The sequence below is a fragment of the Flavobacterium okayamense genome (genome assembly GCF_019702945.1).
Taxonomy (GTDB): domain Bacteria; phylum Bacteroidota; class Bacteroidia; order Flavobacteriales; family Flavobacteriaceae; genus Flavobacterium; species Flavobacterium okayamense.
In genome coordinates this window covers 333893-349666 of the sequence record NZ_AP024749.1, presented here as the reverse complement: position 1 = coordinate 349666, position 15774 = coordinate 333893, and the positions used below count along the sequence as shown (strand labels likewise).

General features: G+C 32.0%; 15 protein-coding genes. 7 read left to right on the top strand and 8 right to left on the bottom strand.

Annotated features, from left to right (window positions below; all coding sequences use genetic code 11):
* Positions 1 to 38 precede the first annotated feature (38 nt).
* Together KK2020170_RS01740 and KK2020170_RS01735 are read right to left on the bottom strand one after the other, a co-directional pair.
* The gene (locus KK2020170_RS01740) at positions 39 to 203 is read right to left on the bottom strand and encodes a hypothetical protein (RefSeq protein WP_221259091.1); all 165 of its coding nucleotides are present in this window, start codon (positions 201 to 203) and stop codon (positions 39 to 41) included.
* A gap of 11 nt (positions 204 to 214) precedes the next feature.
* On the bottom strand, positions 215 to 1738 hold the full coding sequence (locus tag KK2020170_RS01735) for a GH3 auxin-responsive promoter family protein (protein ID WP_221259090.1): 1524 nt from the start codon (positions 1736 to 1738) through the stop codon (positions 215 to 217).
* 99 nt (positions 1739 to 1837) lie between these two features.
* Between KK2020170_RS01735 and KK2020170_RS01730 the strand changes: the two genes are divergently transcribed.
* The gene (locus tag KK2020170_RS01730) at positions 1838 to 2641 is read left to right on the top strand and encodes a DUF2797 domain-containing protein (protein WP_221259089.1); all 804 of its coding nucleotides are present in this window, start codon (positions 1838 to 1840) and stop codon (positions 2639 to 2641) included.
* Here the strand turns inward: KK2020170_RS01730 and KK2020170_RS01725 are convergent.
* The 6 genes from KK2020170_RS01725 to KK2020170_RS01700 all read right to left on the bottom strand — a co-directional run bounded on the left by KK2020170_RS01725 (position 2625) and on the right by KK2020170_RS01700 (position 8106).
* Positions 2625 to 3056, bottom strand: coding sequence for an energy transducer TonB (locus KK2020170_RS01725; RefSeq protein ID WP_221259088.1), 432 nt, complete (start codon positions 3054 to 3056; stop codon positions 2625 to 2627). The genes KK2020170_RS01730 and KK2020170_RS01725 overlap by 17 nt on opposite strands.
* Positions 3057 to 3061: 5 nt before the next feature.
* The gene (locus KK2020170_RS01720; protein WP_221259087.1) at positions 3062 to 3886 is read right to left on the bottom strand and encodes a thymidylate synthase; all 825 of its coding nucleotides are present in this window, start codon (positions 3884 to 3886) and stop codon (positions 3062 to 3064) included.
* 58 nt (positions 3887 to 3944) lie between these two features.
* Positions 3945 to 5603: a NupC/NupG family nucleoside CNT transporter gene (locus KK2020170_RS01715; RefSeq protein ID WP_221259086.1), complete on the bottom strand. Its 1659-nt coding sequence runs from the start codon at positions 5601 to 5603 to the stop codon at positions 3945 to 3947.
* A gap of 17 nt (positions 5604 to 5620) precedes the next feature.
* Positions 5621 to 6247 carry a bifunctional nuclease family protein gene (locus KK2020170_RS01710; RefSeq protein ID WP_221259085.1) on the bottom strand — a complete coding sequence of 209 codons (627 nt, stop codon included), beginning with the start codon at positions 6245 to 6247 and terminating at the stop codon, positions 5621 to 5623.
* A 120-nt stretch (positions 6248 to 6367) separates the two neighbouring features.
* Positions 6368 to 7336: an electron transfer flavoprotein subunit alpha/FixB family protein gene (locus KK2020170_RS01705; RefSeq protein ID WP_221259084.1), complete on the bottom strand. Its 969-nt coding sequence runs from the start codon at positions 7334 to 7336 to the stop codon at positions 6368 to 6370.
* Between the two features lie 23 nt (positions 7337 to 7359).
* A complete protein-coding gene (locus KK2020170_RS01700; RefSeq protein WP_221259083.1) occupies positions 7360 to 8106 on the bottom strand; it encodes an electron transfer flavoprotein subunit beta/FixA family protein in 747 nt (248 codons plus the stop codon).
* Positions 8107 to 8299: 193 nt separating this feature from the next.
* On the opposite strand from KK2020170_RS01700, the gene KK2020170_RS01695 reads away from it, so the two are divergent.
* The 6 genes from KK2020170_RS01695 (at position 8300) to KK2020170_RS01675 (ending at position 15717) form a co-directional block, all read left to right on the top strand.
* Positions 8300 to 9277: a pyruvate dehydrogenase complex E1 component subunit beta gene (locus KK2020170_RS01695; protein ID WP_221259082.1), complete on the top strand. Its 978-nt coding sequence runs from the start codon at positions 8300 to 8302 to the stop codon at positions 9275 to 9277.
* Between the two features lie 65 nt (positions 9278 to 9342).
* Positions 9343 to 11817: a DUF5686 and carboxypeptidase-like regulatory domain-containing protein gene (locus KK2020170_RS01690; protein WP_221259081.1), complete on the top strand. Its 2475-nt coding sequence runs from the start codon at positions 9343 to 9345 to the stop codon at positions 11815 to 11817.
* A gap of 1 nt (position 11818) precedes the next feature.
* The gene (locus KK2020170_RS13165; RefSeq protein WP_255567329.1) at positions 11819 to 12076 is read left to right on the top strand and encodes a DNA glycosylase family protein; all 258 of its coding nucleotides are present in this window, start codon (positions 11819 to 11821) and stop codon (positions 12074 to 12076) included.
* A gap of 12 nt (positions 12077 to 12088) precedes the next feature.
* On the top strand, positions 12089 to 12424 hold the full coding sequence (locus KK2020170_RS13160; protein WP_255567328.1) for a DNA-3-methyladenine glycosylase family protein: 336 nt from the start codon (positions 12089 to 12091) through the stop codon (positions 12422 to 12424).
* 64 nt (positions 12425 to 12488) lie between these two features.
* The gene (locus KK2020170_RS01680; RefSeq protein WP_221259080.1) at positions 12489 to 13019 is read left to right on the top strand and encodes an inorganic diphosphatase; all 531 of its coding nucleotides are present in this window, start codon (positions 12489 to 12491) and stop codon (positions 13017 to 13019) included.
* A 115-nt stretch (positions 13020 to 13134) separates the two neighbouring features.
* A complete protein-coding gene (locus KK2020170_RS01675) occupies positions 13135 to 15717 on the top strand; it encodes a sodium-translocating pyrophosphatase (RefSeq protein ID WP_221259079.1) in 2583 nt (860 codons plus the stop codon).
* The last annotated feature ends 57 nt before the right edge of the window (positions 15718 to 15774 follow it).

Genomic DNA, 15774 nt, shown 5'->3' with positions numbered 1-15774 from the left:
GAGTAAATCGATTGGTAAAAAATATAATTAGATGTTTTTTAAGTTTTTACAATATACTTTTCTTGAACTTTTGGTTCGATTTTTTTAGAATCTATTTTGGTTTCATTCTCACATTTTCTATAAGGACCACATCTATATCTTCTTGGTCCACAAGATGATAAAATAAATAAACTTACTAATGCTAGGGCAATACTCTTTTTCATAACTCCATTTTTTAGATATGCATTAATTGCATTTTTAATAATTCTTCTAAGTGCTTTCTTTCGTTAGATAATCGAGGTATTTTATGTTGACCACCTAACTTGTCATTTTCTTTAAGCCAATCGTAAAATAAATTAGTACGAGCTACATTAACTTTTAACGGATTTAATGTCATGTTATTGTAGCGTTTTGCTTCATAATCAGAGTTTACAGTTTGTAGGTTCTTGTCTAACAATGCTGCGAATCCTTCAATGTTTGAAGGTAAGGTTTTAAATTCAATTATCCATTCATGAGCACCCTTTTCTTTATCTTTCATGAAAATTGGAGCTACGGTATAATCTATAACTTCGCAACCTAATTCATTACAAGTCTTGGCTAATGCTTTATCAGTGTTTTCTACCATTAATTCTTCACCAAAAACATTAATATGGTGTTTTGTGCGTCCAGTAACAACGATTCGAAAAGGATCTATCGACGTGAAGCGAACAGTGTCGCCAATTAAGTAACGCCACAAACCCGAATTCGTAGTAATTACTACTGCATAATTCTTATTTAATTCTACTTGATGTAAAGGAATCGCTTTTTGATTTGTAGTTCCAAAGGTTTCCATTGGAATAAATTCATAGAATATTCCATAATCAAGCATTAATAATAATTCATTGGAATTGTTTAAATCTTGAATAGCGAAAAACCCTTCAGAAGCATTGTAAATTTCGTAATAGCTAAAATTATCTTTTGGAAATAGTTTTTTGTATTGCTCGCGATAAGGTTCAAAACTTACACCTCCGTGAAAGTATACTTCAGCGTTTGGCCAAATATCCAATAGATTTTGCTTTCCTGTTGTTTCTAAAGTTTTATTTAGTAAAACCATCATCCAACTTGGAACGCCAGCTAAACTTGTTACATTTTCTTGTATAGTTTCATTAATTATAGCTGGAAGTTTGGTTTCCCAATCGCCCATTAAAGAAACTTTATTGCTTGGTGTTGAACTAAACTCTGCCCAAATAGGCATATTGTCAATTAAAATGGCCGATAAATCGCCAAAAAATGTATTGTTGTCTTCATACAATTGTTTACTTCCACCTAATCGTAAACTTTTTCCAGTGAATAATTGCGAATTTTCATTGTTGTTTAAATATAAGCACAATAAATCTTTACTCGCTTTGTAATGACAATTTTCAAGTGCCTCGCTACTAACTGGTATAAATTTACTTTTTGCATTTGTAGTTCCACTCGATTTAGCAAACCATTTTATAGGCGTATTCCATAAAACATTTTGAGCCCCTTTTCTAGTTTCCTCAATAAGTGGTTCTAAATCTTCATAAGTAGATACAGGAACTCTTTCAGAAAATGTTTCGTAGTTTTTTATACTTGAAAAATCGTACTTTTTACCAATTACTGTATTTTCCGCAGATTTTAATAAATTACACATTAACTCTTCTTGAACTTCATGAGGATACTTTAGGAACAATTCCATTTGATGAATTCGTTTCTTTAAAATCCATGACGCTATTGAGTTAATTATTGGTAACGGCATTTTGTTTTGTCAAATTATGATTATCAAAATAGTAATGATAACTTTACCAAAAATAACATTTTTTTTAATTTATTAATTCATCTCAATTAAAATTCAATCATGGATTACCAAGGAACACTTCAAAAAATGCAAACAGAATTAGGAAACCCTATTCAATATTATTTAGTTTTTGAAGATAGTTTTATACATGTAAATCAGGCGATAGGAAAGAATTTTTCAATGGAATTTGTAGGGTATCAATGTTTAAATTGTGGCCAACCTAAGAAAATTTTCCGACAAGGATTTTGTTATGACTGTTTTATGAGTAGTCCGGCTGTTGGAGATTGGATAATGAAACCCGAATTGAGCAAGGCACATTTAGATATTGAAGATCGAGATTTGGAATACGAAAAAAAAGTACAATTGCAACCGCATATTGTATATTTAGCGTTGTCGAGCGAAGTAAAAGTGGGTGTAACGCGTAAAACTCAAGTACCTACACGATGGATAGATCAAGGAGCTATACAAGCGATTCCAATTGTGGAGGTTCCGAATAGATACTTAGCTGGAATTACTGAAGTTGCTTTGAAAGATTATTTTACCGATAAAACAAGTTGGCAAAAAATGTTAAAAAATGATGTTTCTCATGCTGATTTAATTGCTGAGCGTTTAAAAATAGAAAATGTATTACCAGATGAAGTAAAACCTTATTTTTTGAATGAACCACATTTGTATTATTTAAATTATCCAGTGGAACAATACCCAACAAAAGTAACTAGTCTTAACTTAGATAAAACGCCTAATTATTCTGGAATTTTAGCTGGAATAAAAGGACAGTATTTAATTTTCAACGATGGAACCGTTTTTAATGTTCGTTCGTATGAAGGGTATGTTGTGAGGATTTCTTTTAATCAGGAAGTTTAAAAGTCAGAGGTACTGAATATTTTACATTAACTGGCTTTCCAGACTCAATTCCTGGTTTAAATTGGGGTAATATTGATATTATTCTCCGAGCCTCTTTTTGTAATATTTCATCTGATCCATCGGTTAAAATACTATCAACTTTGCCTTCTTTGTTTATGGTAAATGTGATCAAAACCTTACCACTAATTTTATTTTTTATTGCTTTTTCTGGGTAATTAAAATTTTTATTTACATGATCATTTAGAAATTGTTTAAAACAATCAAATTTTTCTTGTCTGCTGTGATTTTGACATTCTTGCGTCGTAGGATATTCATCTAATTCAATAAATGAATAATCTCTATTTTCATTATCTAATATTTGAGAAAATGATGAATAGAATAATAAAATAAATATTGTTGTAAATATCCTTTTCATCGATTTTAAACCGAAACTTGCCCTTTAATATGTGGATGTGGGTCGTAACCTTCTAAAGTGAAATCGTCATAAGTAAAATCGAAAATATTTTTTACATCAGGATTCATTTTCATGGTTGGTAATGGTCGACAATCTCTAGATAATTGTAATTCTAATTGCTCAATATGATTGTTGTAAATATGTGCATCACCAAATGTATGTACAAAATCTCCAGGTTGTAAATCGCATACTTGTGCAATCATCATGGTTAATAAAGCATAAGAAGCAATGTTAAACGGAACGCCTAAGAAAATGTCTGCACTTCGCTGGTACAACTGACAACTTAATTTTCCATCAGCAACATAAAACTGAAAGAAAGCATGACATGGAGGAAGCGCTGCTTTTCCATTCGCTACATTTTCAGCAAATGAAACAGAAGTATCAGGTAAAACACTAGGGTTCCATGCAGAAATTAGCATTCTTCTGCTGTTTGGATTTTTCTTGATAGTTTCAATTAATTCAGTAATTTGGTCGATTTCTTCACTGTTCCAATTACGCCATTGGTGACCATAAACCGGCCCTAAATCGCCATTCTCATCTGCCCAATCATCCCAAATTTTTACGCCATTTTCTTTTAAATAGGCAATATTGGTTTCACCTTTTAAGAACCACAACAGCTCATGTATAATCGATTTTAAGTGTAATTTTTTTGTGGTAACCATAGGGAAACCTTCACTTAAATCGAATCGCATTTGATAGCCAAAAACACTAATAGTTCCCGTTCCGGTTCTATCTCCTTTTTGATTTCCATTCTCTAATACATGTTTTACTAAGTCGTGGTATTGTTTCATTTTTTTAAGTCAAAAGTTAAAAGTCGAAAGTTAAAAAGTTTCAACTTATAATTCCTAATTAACCGATAATCATCCCGGCAATTGTAGCTGATAATAGCGAAGCTAAACTACCCCCAATTACCGCTTTTAATCCAAATTCTGACAATGTTTTTCTTTGATTAGGTGCTAATGAGCCAATTCCTCCAATTTGAATTCCGATTGAAGCAAAGTTAGCAAAACCACACAACATATAGGTTGCCATTATTACTGATTTTTCATAGGTAAAATGAATATCATTAGCCATATTCTTCAACTCTGCCAATTGAATATATCCTACGAATTCTGAAGCGGCTAATTTAATACCTAATAATTGCCCCATTAACATCATATCTTCAGTTGCAACACCAATCAGCCACATTAATGGAGAGAAAACAATACCTAAAATCGTTTCTAATGAAAATTTTGTGTATGGAGTGTTTTCTGCAATAATAGAATTTAATCCAGTGTAATAACCAATTTGATCTAAACCATAATTGATCATGGCTATAAAAGCAATAAATACAAGCAACATTGCAGCAACGTTTGCAGCTAATTTTAAGCCTTCTGTAGTTCCTGTTGCAATAGCATCAAGAATATTTGAACCAATTTTATCTTTAGTAACTTCAACTTCTGTATTAATAATCTCACTTTGTGGATATAAAATTTTAGAAATTATAATTGCTCCAGGTGCAGCCATAACTGAAGCTGCTAATAAGTGTCTTGCAAATTCAGCTTCAAGAACTTTATCTCCACCACCTAAAAAGCCTATGTAAGCAGCTAAAACACCTCCAGCAACTGTTGCCATTCCGCCAATCATAACTAATAGGATTTCACTTTTATTCATTTTCTCAAGATAAGCTTTGATAAGCAAAGGAGCTTCCGTTTGACCTAAGAAAATATTACCAGCAACTGATAAACTTTCAGCTCCAGAAATTTTAAGAAGCTTTGTTAAAACAATAGCCATTGCTTGAACAACTTTTTGAATAATTCCAAGATAAAAAAGCAATGATGTTAATGCAGAAAAGAATATGATTGTAGGTAAAACTTGGAACAAGAAAATAAATCCAAAGCTTTGAATGTCCATCATTCCTCCAAGTAAAAATTCACTTCCTGCTCTTGTAAATTCTAAGACTTTAGTAAATAGTTTTCCTACAATGTCAAAAAACGCTTGAATGAACGGAACTTTTAAAATCCCGAATGCAAGAAAAAGTTGAGCCATTAAACCTATTCCAACTGTTTTCCAGTTAATAGCTTTTCGGTTTGAACTAAAAGCAAATGCAATACCTAATAAAGATAACATTCCAAGTATTCCTCTTCCAATTCCAGTAGCCGTTAATCCTTTATTAGGAATTAATTCTGTACCAGAAACTTCTTTTTTTACTTTATTAGACGAAAAGAAAGAATATGCTTTTTCTCCTTTTTTTAAAGTTAAAGTAGAATCAGTAGTAGTTTCAATTCTAAATCTTTTTGTAGGAGAATCTGATCCGTTTTCAAATAAAAACAAATACTTATCTTGTATAAGGTAATCTCCTTTTCTTACAACACTGTCATTAGATAACTTTAAACTAAAAGTTCCTTCTTTTAATTCAAGGAAGTCATTTTCTGAAGATTGTAATTGCCATTTTTTTTCTAATTCTTGTGCATTTAATTGTAATGCGCAAAAAAGCATTAAGAAAAAGGTAACTATTCTTGTATTCATATAATCTTTTGCTAGGGTTATGATTCTTTTTTAGAGATTTCGTCTCTAATTTTTGCTGCTTTTTCGTAATCTTCGTTTTGAACAGCTTCTTCTAATTTTTGATATAATTCTTCTAAAGTATAATGACTAAAATCACCAGGTTTAACTTCGTTTTCGGCCTCTATTCCAAAAGTTTCTGGTGTTGATAAAATTTCATCAGAATTTTCATCATCTTCTTTTTCAGAGGGGTTCATTTTTAAATAAATTCCCGCTTTATCTAAAATGTTTTTATAAGTAAAAATTGGCGCACTGAAACGTATAGCTAAAGCAATAGCGTCAGATGTTCGTGCGTCAATTATTTCTTCAATTTTATCTCTTTCACAAATTATACTTGAAAAGAAAACACCATCTACTAATTTATGGATAATAACTTGTTTAACCACAATGTCGAAACGATCGGCAAAGTTTTTAAATAAATCATGAGTTAAAGGACGTGGTGGTTTTATTTCTTTTTCTAAAGCAATTGCAATGGATTGGGCCTCAAAAGCACCAATAACAATAGGTAGATTACGTTCGCCATCAACTTCATTTAAAATTAAAGCATAAGCTCCATTTTGGGTTTGGCTGTACGAAATTCCTTTTATAGTTAGTTTCACTAAACTCATAGATCAAATAATCATTAAAAAATGATAGCTAATAGAATAAGGTGTCAAAAATAAAAAAAAGAGCTATCTAAACAAAGATAACTCTAATTTTCAAATATAAAATTCTATTTTAAAACTAAATTAAGCGTTATTAGCTTTAAAAGTTTTTAATTTTTCGATTAGTTTAGGAACAACATCAAAAGCATCACCAACGATTCCATAATCAGCAACTTTGAAGAAAGGAGCCTCAGCGTCTGTATTGATTACCACTTTTACTTTTGAAGCGTTGATGCCGGCAATATGTTGAATTGCTCCAGAGATACCTACAGCTATATACAAGTTTGAAGCTACTGGCTTTCCTGTTTGACCAACGTGTTCACTGTGAGGTCTCCATCCAATATCAGAAACTGGTTTAGAACAAGCAGTTGCAGCACCTAAAACAGAAGCTAATTCTTCAATCATTCCCCAGTTTTCAGGGCCTTTCATTCCTCGACCAGCAGAAACAACAATTTCAGCATCTGCAATAGTTACTTTTCCAGTTACCTTTTCTACGTTTTCAACCTTCACTCCAAAATCTACATCGTTTAATGACGGAGAAAATACCTCTTCTGCTAATGAAACTGAATCTTCCACTAAACCAAATGAATTCTTCGCTAAACCGATTACTTTTACATCGGTTGAAATTTCAGTTACATTGAAAGCTTTATTAGAAAAAGCAGTTCTTTTTACTTGGAAAGGGCTTGTGCTTTCTGGTAATGCAACTACATTAGATGCAAATCCAGCGTTTAAGTTTACAGCAACAAGAGGAGATAGGTATTTGCTATCTGTTGTAGACGATAAAACGATAACTTTTGCACTTTCTTTTTCGGCAGCTTGTTTTATAACATCTGCATAAGCTTTTGCATTAAAATTATTTAATTTGTCGTTTGAAACATTTAAAACTTTACTAACTCCGTATTTTGATAATTCTTCTGTGTTTCCTGCGTTAATGGTTACAGCTGTTACGCTAGTGCCCATACTATCAGCAACTTTTTTAGCATATGAAGCTAACTCTAAAGCTACTTTTTTAAATTTTCCTTCAGACGATTCTGCGTATATTAAAATAGACATGATTCTTTTTTTTAAAATTAAAATTAGATTACTTTAGCTTCATTGTGTAATAAGTCTACTAACTCATCGATATTGTCTGGACTTATCATTTTACAAGCTGATTTTGGAGCTGGTTTTTCGAACTTCACTGCTTGTGTTGCAGTTTCGTTACCTGTTGGTTCATTTACTGCTAGAGCTTTAGAACGAGCCATCATGATTCCTCTCATATTTGGTATTCTCAAGTCTTTTTCTTCTACTAATCCTTTTTTACCTCCAACGATTAATGGTAATGAAGTCGAGACAGTTTCTTTTCCGCCATCAATTTCTCTTACAACTTTAGCTTCGGATCCAGTAACTTCTAAACCAATACATGAGTTAACAAAATTGTAACCTAATAATGCTGCCATCATTCCTGGTACCATTCCACCATTATAATCAATAGATTCTGTTCCTGCAATGATTAAGTCATAACCTCCATTTTTTACAACTTCGGCTAATTGTTTAGCAACAAACATTCCATCTGTTGGATTTGCATTTATTCTAATTGCTTCGTCAGCACCAATAGCTAATGCTTTTCTTAATGTAGCTTCAGCGTCAGTACCGCCAACATTTACAACTGTTACTGATGCACCTTGTTGTTCTTTTAACATTACAGCTTTAGTCAAACCAAATTCATCGTTTGGGTTAATTACAAACTGTACTCCATTTGTGTCAAATTCTGTGTCACCGTTGGTGAAATTGATTTTTGATGTAGTATCAGGTACGTGACTGATGCAAACTAGTATTTTCATCACTTAAATTGTTTATGTTTATTAATCATTTTGGGTTACGAAATTAATAAAATAAATCCAAAAATACTATGCGTGCATAATATTTTTTTGAAAAAAATGTATTTTAAGAAAACGTTGTAGTTATTTTTAACCAACAAGAGTTATTTTTAATGATCTATTTTTTTTATTTTTGCCAATCATACAATTAAAAAGAATGAAAACAATTCAATTTAGAGAAGCGGTTTGCGAAGCAATGAGTGAAGAAATGCGTCGCGATGAATCAATATATTTAATAGGTGAAGAAGTAGCTGAATATAACGGAGCATACAAAGCTTCGAAAGGAATGTTAGACGAGTTTGGTCCAAAAAGAGTTATCGACGCTCCTATTGCCGAATTGGGTTTTGCCGGTATTGCTGTTGGTTCCGCAATGAATGGAAATAGACCAATTGTTGAGTTTATGACATTTAACTTCTCATTAGTAGGTATTGATCAAATTATAAATAACGCGGCTAAAATGCGTCAAATGTCTGGTGGTCAATTTAATATTCCTATCGTGTTTAGAGGTCCTACGGCTTCTGCAGGACAATTAGCTGCAACGCATTCACAAGCTTTTGAAAACTGGTATGCAAACTGTCCAGGTTTAAAAGTAGTTGTTCCTTCAAATGTTTATGATGCAAAAGGGTTGTTAAAATCTGCTATTCGTGATAATGACCCAGTTATTTTCATGGAATCTGAGCAAATGTATGGTGATAAAGGTGAAGTGCCTGAAGGAGAATATACAATTCCATTAGGTGTTGCTGATATTAAAAGAGAGGGTTCTAATGTAACAATAGTTTCTTTTGGTAAAATTATTAAAGAAGCTTTAACTGCAGCAGAAGAATTAGCAAAAGAAGGAATTTCTTGTGAAGTAATCGATTTAAGAACTGTTCGTCCAATGGATTACGATACAATTATTAATTCGGTTAAGAAAACAAATAGATTGGTTGTTTTAGAAGAAGCTTGGCCATTTGCTTCAGTTGCTTCTGAAATTACTTATATGGTTCAAGAAAGAGCTTTTGATTATTTAGATGCTCCTATTCAAAGAATAACTACAGCAGATGCTCCAGCACCTTATTCTCCAGCTTTATTGAAAGAATGGTTGCCAAATGCTAATGATGTAATTAAAGCTGTAAAAAAAGTAGCTTACAAATAAAATATAACTTCTTATATTTGAAACTTCATCAGCAATACTGATGAAGTTTTTTTTTGAATACAGGTATGGTAAAAAAGATATTATTTTTTCTGTTTTTTAGTTTAGTTGCTTTTTCACAAACAAAAGTTGGTGGAAAAGTTTATGATGAATTTGGAGATCCAGTAGCTTTTGCAAATGTTTTATTTAAAAACTCTAAAACTGGAGTTATAACAGATGAAAACGGAAGTTTTTATTTTGAAGCTGATGAAGAGTATTCTGCAATTGTAGTGTCTTTTGTTGGTTTTCAAACACAAGAGGTTCCTTTAAAGAAAGGGCTAAATGCCAATTTAAAAATTATTCTAAAAGAAGGAACAGAACTTAAAGAAGTAATTGTTTACACAGGAAAAACTTCAAAGAAAAACAATCCTGCAATTGATATTTTGCGAAAAATTTGGGCTCGTAAACGTAAGAATGGTTTGTATATGTTCGACCAATATAAGTATGATAAATACGAAAAGGTTGAATTTGATATGAATACAATTGATAGTGCTTTTATGAATAGTAAAGTTTTTAAAGGCATGGAGTTTATTTTTGACAATATTGATACTTCACGAATTACTGGAAAAACGTATTTGCCTATTTTTATTAATGAAAGCGCTAGTGAGGTTTATGGTGATAATGTTTTAAATAAGAAAAAAGAAATATTAAAAGGTAATAGGAATTCTGGTTTTGGTAATGGAGATGGTGTTAATACTTTTATTAAAGATCTTTATGCTGATTACGATATTTATAAAAATTATTTAAAATTCTTTGATAAGTCTTTCATAAGTCCTTTATCTCGAACAGGTATTGATGTATATAATTATGTCTTGAGTGATAGTACATTTATTGATGATAAATGGTGTTATAATATTGTTTACTACCCTAGAAGAAAAGGAGAATTAACTTTTAAAGGAGACTTTTGGGTAAACGACACAACTTGGGCTATTAAAAAAATAAATCTTGAAGCTAGTAAAAGTGCAAACATAAACTGGGTGAAAGAAATTTATATTGAACAAGAATTTGATGTGTTAAACGATTCTGTTTTTTTACTAAAAAGAGATTACATGATGTCTGATTTTAGTTTGACTAAAAAAGAAGAATCAAAAGGGGTTTATGGTAAACGAACAACTATAGTAAAAAATCACGAGTTCAATAAACCTAAAGATGAAAAGTTTTATCGAGAAGAAGTAAATTTCTATGATAATGAAGTTTTTAATCAAACAGATGATTTTTGGGTAGAAAATAGATTTGAAAAATTAAATGAAAATGAAGCCGGAATCTATAAAATGTTGGACACACTTCAAACGGTTCCAAAGTTTAAGAAGATTTATAATTTAGCTTCAATTTTGGGAAGTGGATACATTCAATTCGGTAATTTAGATTTTGGTCCTATTTTTTCAACTTTTGGTTATAATGACGTTGAAGGACAAAGAATAAGAGTTGGAGGTCGAACGTATTTTGGACCAAATGATAGATGGAGAATTCAAGGTTATACAGCTTACGGTTTGAGAGACAATCAATTCAAATATGGAATTATTGGTAAGTGGATGGTTAATACTAAAAACCGATTAATTCTTTCACTTGGAAATAGAAGAGATGTTGAACAAATTGGAGTTAGTCTAACTACGTCAAATGATGTTTTAGGTAGAAGTTTTGCATCTTCAGCTTTATTCGCAAGTGGAGTCAATAATCAGCTAACTTCAATAAATTTAACAACATTAGGCGCAGAAATAGAGCCTTTAAAGAACTTAATTTTTCAAACCAATTTTAGTTATCGAACTTTAAAATCTGCTTCAAGCGAATTCAGTTTAGATTATTATACTGATTTAACTCAATCTGAAATTAAAAGTGAAGTTAAGCAATCAGAAATAAACCTAGTTGCTGAATATACACCTAAAAGAAAAACAGTAGGTTATGGAGTTGATCGATTAGAAGTTGATAACAATTATGCCCGATTGTTTTTAAGCTATAGTAATGGTTTAAAAGGAGTAATGTCTAGTGATTTTAATTACCAAAAATTGCAATTTTATTACAGGCAACCTGTTTTAATAGGAGGATTTGGAAGATTGTTTACAACATTTGAGACTGGAAAGATTTTTGGAGAAGTGCCTCTTGGTTTAATGGGAGTTATTCCAGGTAACCAATCGTGGTTTGTTATCGAAAATACCTATAATCTTTTAGATTACTATGATTTTGTTGCCGATGAATATGCGTCATTACATTTTGAACATCATTTTAATGGTAGATTGTTTTCTAGAATTCCAGGGTTAAGAAAGCTAAATTTAAGAGAAATTGTTGGTGTTAAAGGAGTAATTGGGCATGTTTCTGATGAAAATAGAATGTTAAATGCATCGAATTTAAACTATGTAGCGCCAGAAAATCTTTATTGGGAATACTACGCTGGTGTTGGAAATATTTTTAAAGTCTTACGAATCGATTTTGCATGGCGTGGAAACTATTTAGATATGCCTAATGCTAGAAAATTTGGTGTAAAAGCTTCCTTCGGTTTTTATTTCTAAAATGCAAGAAAGTATACAATTCTTAATAGAGAAAGAACCTGTATTTGATAATTTATATAAAAAATATGGAGTTCCTTTTATTCCTTTTCGAAAGCAAGGATTTGAAACTTTGTGCAAACTTATAATAGAACAACAGGTTTCATTAGCTTGTGCAAAAGCGTGTTATCAAAAATTAGAATCTTTTTTGGGAGAAATTAAACCAGAATCTATTTTGAAAAGTTCAATTGAAGATTTAAGAATTAACGGAGTTAGTCGTTAAAAAGCAACTTATTTGCATTCACTTTCAGAGGCTGTTTTGTCAAAAAAAATAGATTTAAATTCACTTCAAAATAAAGATGAAACAACTGTTCGTTCCGAATTAATTCAAGTAAAAGGAATTGGAAATTGGACAATCGATATTTATTTGATGTTTTCACTTCAATATCAAGACATTTTACCAATTGGCGATATTGCTATTGTAAATACAATAAAAGATTTGTTTGGCTACTTAACTTCTGATGAAATAATTAATCTTTCACATAATTGGAAACCATACAGAAGTATGGCTGCATTTTTCTTATGGCATCATTATTTAGAAAGCAGAGGAAGAAAACCTTTAATTTATTAATTCGTAATTGGTAATTCGTAATTGTTTTTTACCTTTGCACCCGCTTTTAAAAATATAAGATAAAATGACAGCAGATAAAATTACTACATTTGATGTATTGATTGAGATTCCAAGAGGAAGTAGAAACAAATATGAATATGACTTTGAATTAAAAAGAATGCGTTTCGATAGAATGTTGTTCTCTTCAATGATGTATCCTGCAGATTATGGTTTTATTCCTGAAACTTTAGCATTAGACGGTGATCCATTAGATGTTCTAGTGTTAGTTAACGAGCCAACTTTTCCAGGTTGTGTTATGGAGGTAAAACCAATTGGGGTTTTCCACATGGCAGATGATAAAGGTCCAGATGAAAAAGTAATTTGTGTGCCTGTTTCTGATCCAATTTGGAATAAATTAAACGATTTAAGTGATGTAAATCCACACTTAATTAAAGAAATCGAACACTTCTTCCAAGTATATAAAGACTTGGAAAATAAAAAAGTAGATGTTGAAGGTTGGGGGGACGTTAATGAAGCAAAAGAAATTTTAAGAAAATGTACAAATCGTTTTAACGATTTAGAAAATAAACCAGAAGGATTATTTAGTATTCGCTAGTAACTATATAGTAAATTAGCAATTAAAAAAGGTAATATTCACTAGCAATATTGCCTTTTTTGTTTATTTTTGTTTGATTTACAAAAAATTATAATACTAACAACCAAAATTTTTTATGGATTCAATAATGATTTATGTGCCAATAATAATGGCATTAGTAGGATTAGCTTTTATGCTTTATAAAAGAGCATGGGTTTTAAAACAAGATGCTGGAGATGGTAAAATGAAAGAAATTTCAGATTATATCTACGAAGGAGCATTAGCCTTTTTAAAAGCAGAATATAAACTATTAACTTTTTTCGTTATAGGAGCAAGTATTGCTTTAGCAGCAATTTCATTTATTGTTCCTACAACTCACATATTAATTGTAGTTGCGTTTATTTTCGGAGCGATATTTTCGGCTCTAGCAGGAAATATGGGAATGAAGATTGCTACAAAAACAAACGTTAGAACGACTCAAGCGGCACGTACTAGTTTACCACAAGCATTAAAAGTTTCTTTTGGTGGTGGAACCGTTATGGGATTAGGAGTTGCTGGTTTAGCAGTTCTTGGTTTAACAGGTTTTTTCATCATTTTATACCAAGTTTTTATGAATGGTGGTTGGTCTTCAACGGAAGATATGACTATCGTTTTAGAAACATTAGCGGGATTCTCATTAGGTGCTGAATCAATCGCTTTATTCGCACGTGTAGGTGGGGGTATTTACACTAAAGCTGCCGATGTAGGTGCGGATTTAGTAGGTAAAGTTGAAGCAGGTATTCCTGAAGATGATCCGCGTAATCCAGCTACTATTGCTGATAACGTTGGGGATAATGTTGGTGACGTTGCAGGTATGGGTGCCGATTTGTTTGGTTCTTATGTAGCAACAGTTTTAGCAGCTATGGTTTTAGGTAACTATGTTATTAAAGATATGGGTGGTGCAATTGAAGATGCTTTTGGCGGAATTGGACCAATCTTATTACCAATGGCAATTGCTGGTTTCGGAATTTTATTCTCTATCATTGGAACAATGTTAGTTAAAATTTCATCTGACGATGCTAAAGAAAAACAAGTTCAAGGTGCTTTAAATATTGGTAACTGGGTTTCAATTGGATTAACATTAGTTTCGTGTTATTTCTTAGTGAAATATATGTTGCCTGAAACAATGAAAATGGAATTCTTTGGAGAAGGATTAAAAGATATTTCTTCAATGAGAGTTTTCTATGCTACATTAATTGGTTTATTTGTAGGTGGAGCTATTTCATCAGTTACAGAATATTATACAGGTTTAGGTACAAAGCCAGTATTAGCAATCGTACAAAAATCATCAACTGGAGCAGGAACAAACGTAATCGCTGGTTTAGCAACAGGTATGATTTCTACATTCCCAACAGTTTTATTATTTGGTGGAGCTATTTGGGCTTCTTACGCATTAGCAGGTTTCTATGGTGTTGCTTTAGCAGCTTCTGCAATGATGGCTACAACTGCTATGCAGTTAGCAATTGATGCTTTCGGACCAATCGCTGATAACGCAGGTGGTATTGCTGAAATGAGTGAATTGCCAAAAGAAGTTCGTACAAGAACAGATATTTTAGATTCAGTAGGAAATACTACAGCTGCAACTGGTAAAGGTTTTGCTATTGCTTCAGCTGCTTTAACTTCATTAGCGTTGTTTGCGGCTTATGTTACTTTTACAGGAATTGATGGAATTAACATTTTCAAAGCTCCAGTATTAGCAATGTTATTCGTTGGTGGTATGATTCCAGTTGTTTTCTCTGCATTAGCAATGAACTCTGTAGGTAAAGCAGCAATGGACATGGTATACGAAGTACGTCGCCAATTTAAAGAAATTTCTGGTATTATGGAAGGTACTGGAAAACCAGAATATGGTAAATGTGTTGAAATTTCTACAAAAGCAGCTTTACGTGAAATGATGTTACCAGGAATTCTAACAATTGGTTTCCCTATTGCAATTGTATTAGTGGGAATGTTAGTATATCCAGATAACAACCAATTAGTAGCAGAAATGTTAGGAGGTTATATGGCTGGTGTTACGGTTTCAGGTGTACTTTGGGCAGTTTTCCAAAATAATGCAGGTGGAGCTTGGGATAATGCTAAAAAATCTTTCGAAGCTGGTGTTGAAATCAATGGAGAAATGACATACAAAGGTTCAGATGCTCATAAGGCAGCTGTAACTGGAGATACAGTTGGAGATCCATTTAAAGATACTTCAGGGCCTTCAATGAACATCTTAATTAAATTAACATGTTTAATTGGTCTAGTAATTGCTCCAATCTTAGGTGGTCATGGTGCTACAACAGAAAAAGGTGCTTGTTGTGCAAAAACTGAAATGACTTGTGGCGAAAATGGACATTGCGATTTATCTAAATGCGCTACAATGACAAAAGAGGAATGTGCTGCTATGTGTGAAGCAAAAGGATGCTCTGATGCTTGTAAAGCAAAATGTATGGCTCAATATGATGAGAATGGAAAATATATTGGCGGGGAAGCTCACGTTCACGGACCAAATTGCAATCATGGAGCAGAAATGAAAGTTGTAGATATGAAAGTGATTAAAGAGAAAAATGATGATGGAAAAGTAAAAGCAACAGTTACTTTAACAACAGAAATCAACGGTGAAGTTAAAACTGAAGAGCATGTTTTTGAAGGAGACGACCTAGAAGTTCAAGCTCAAATAGATAAATTAGGACAAAGATAATTTTTTGATTTTATAGAAAAGCCTCGCATTAGCGGGGCTTTTTTTTATATATTTAGC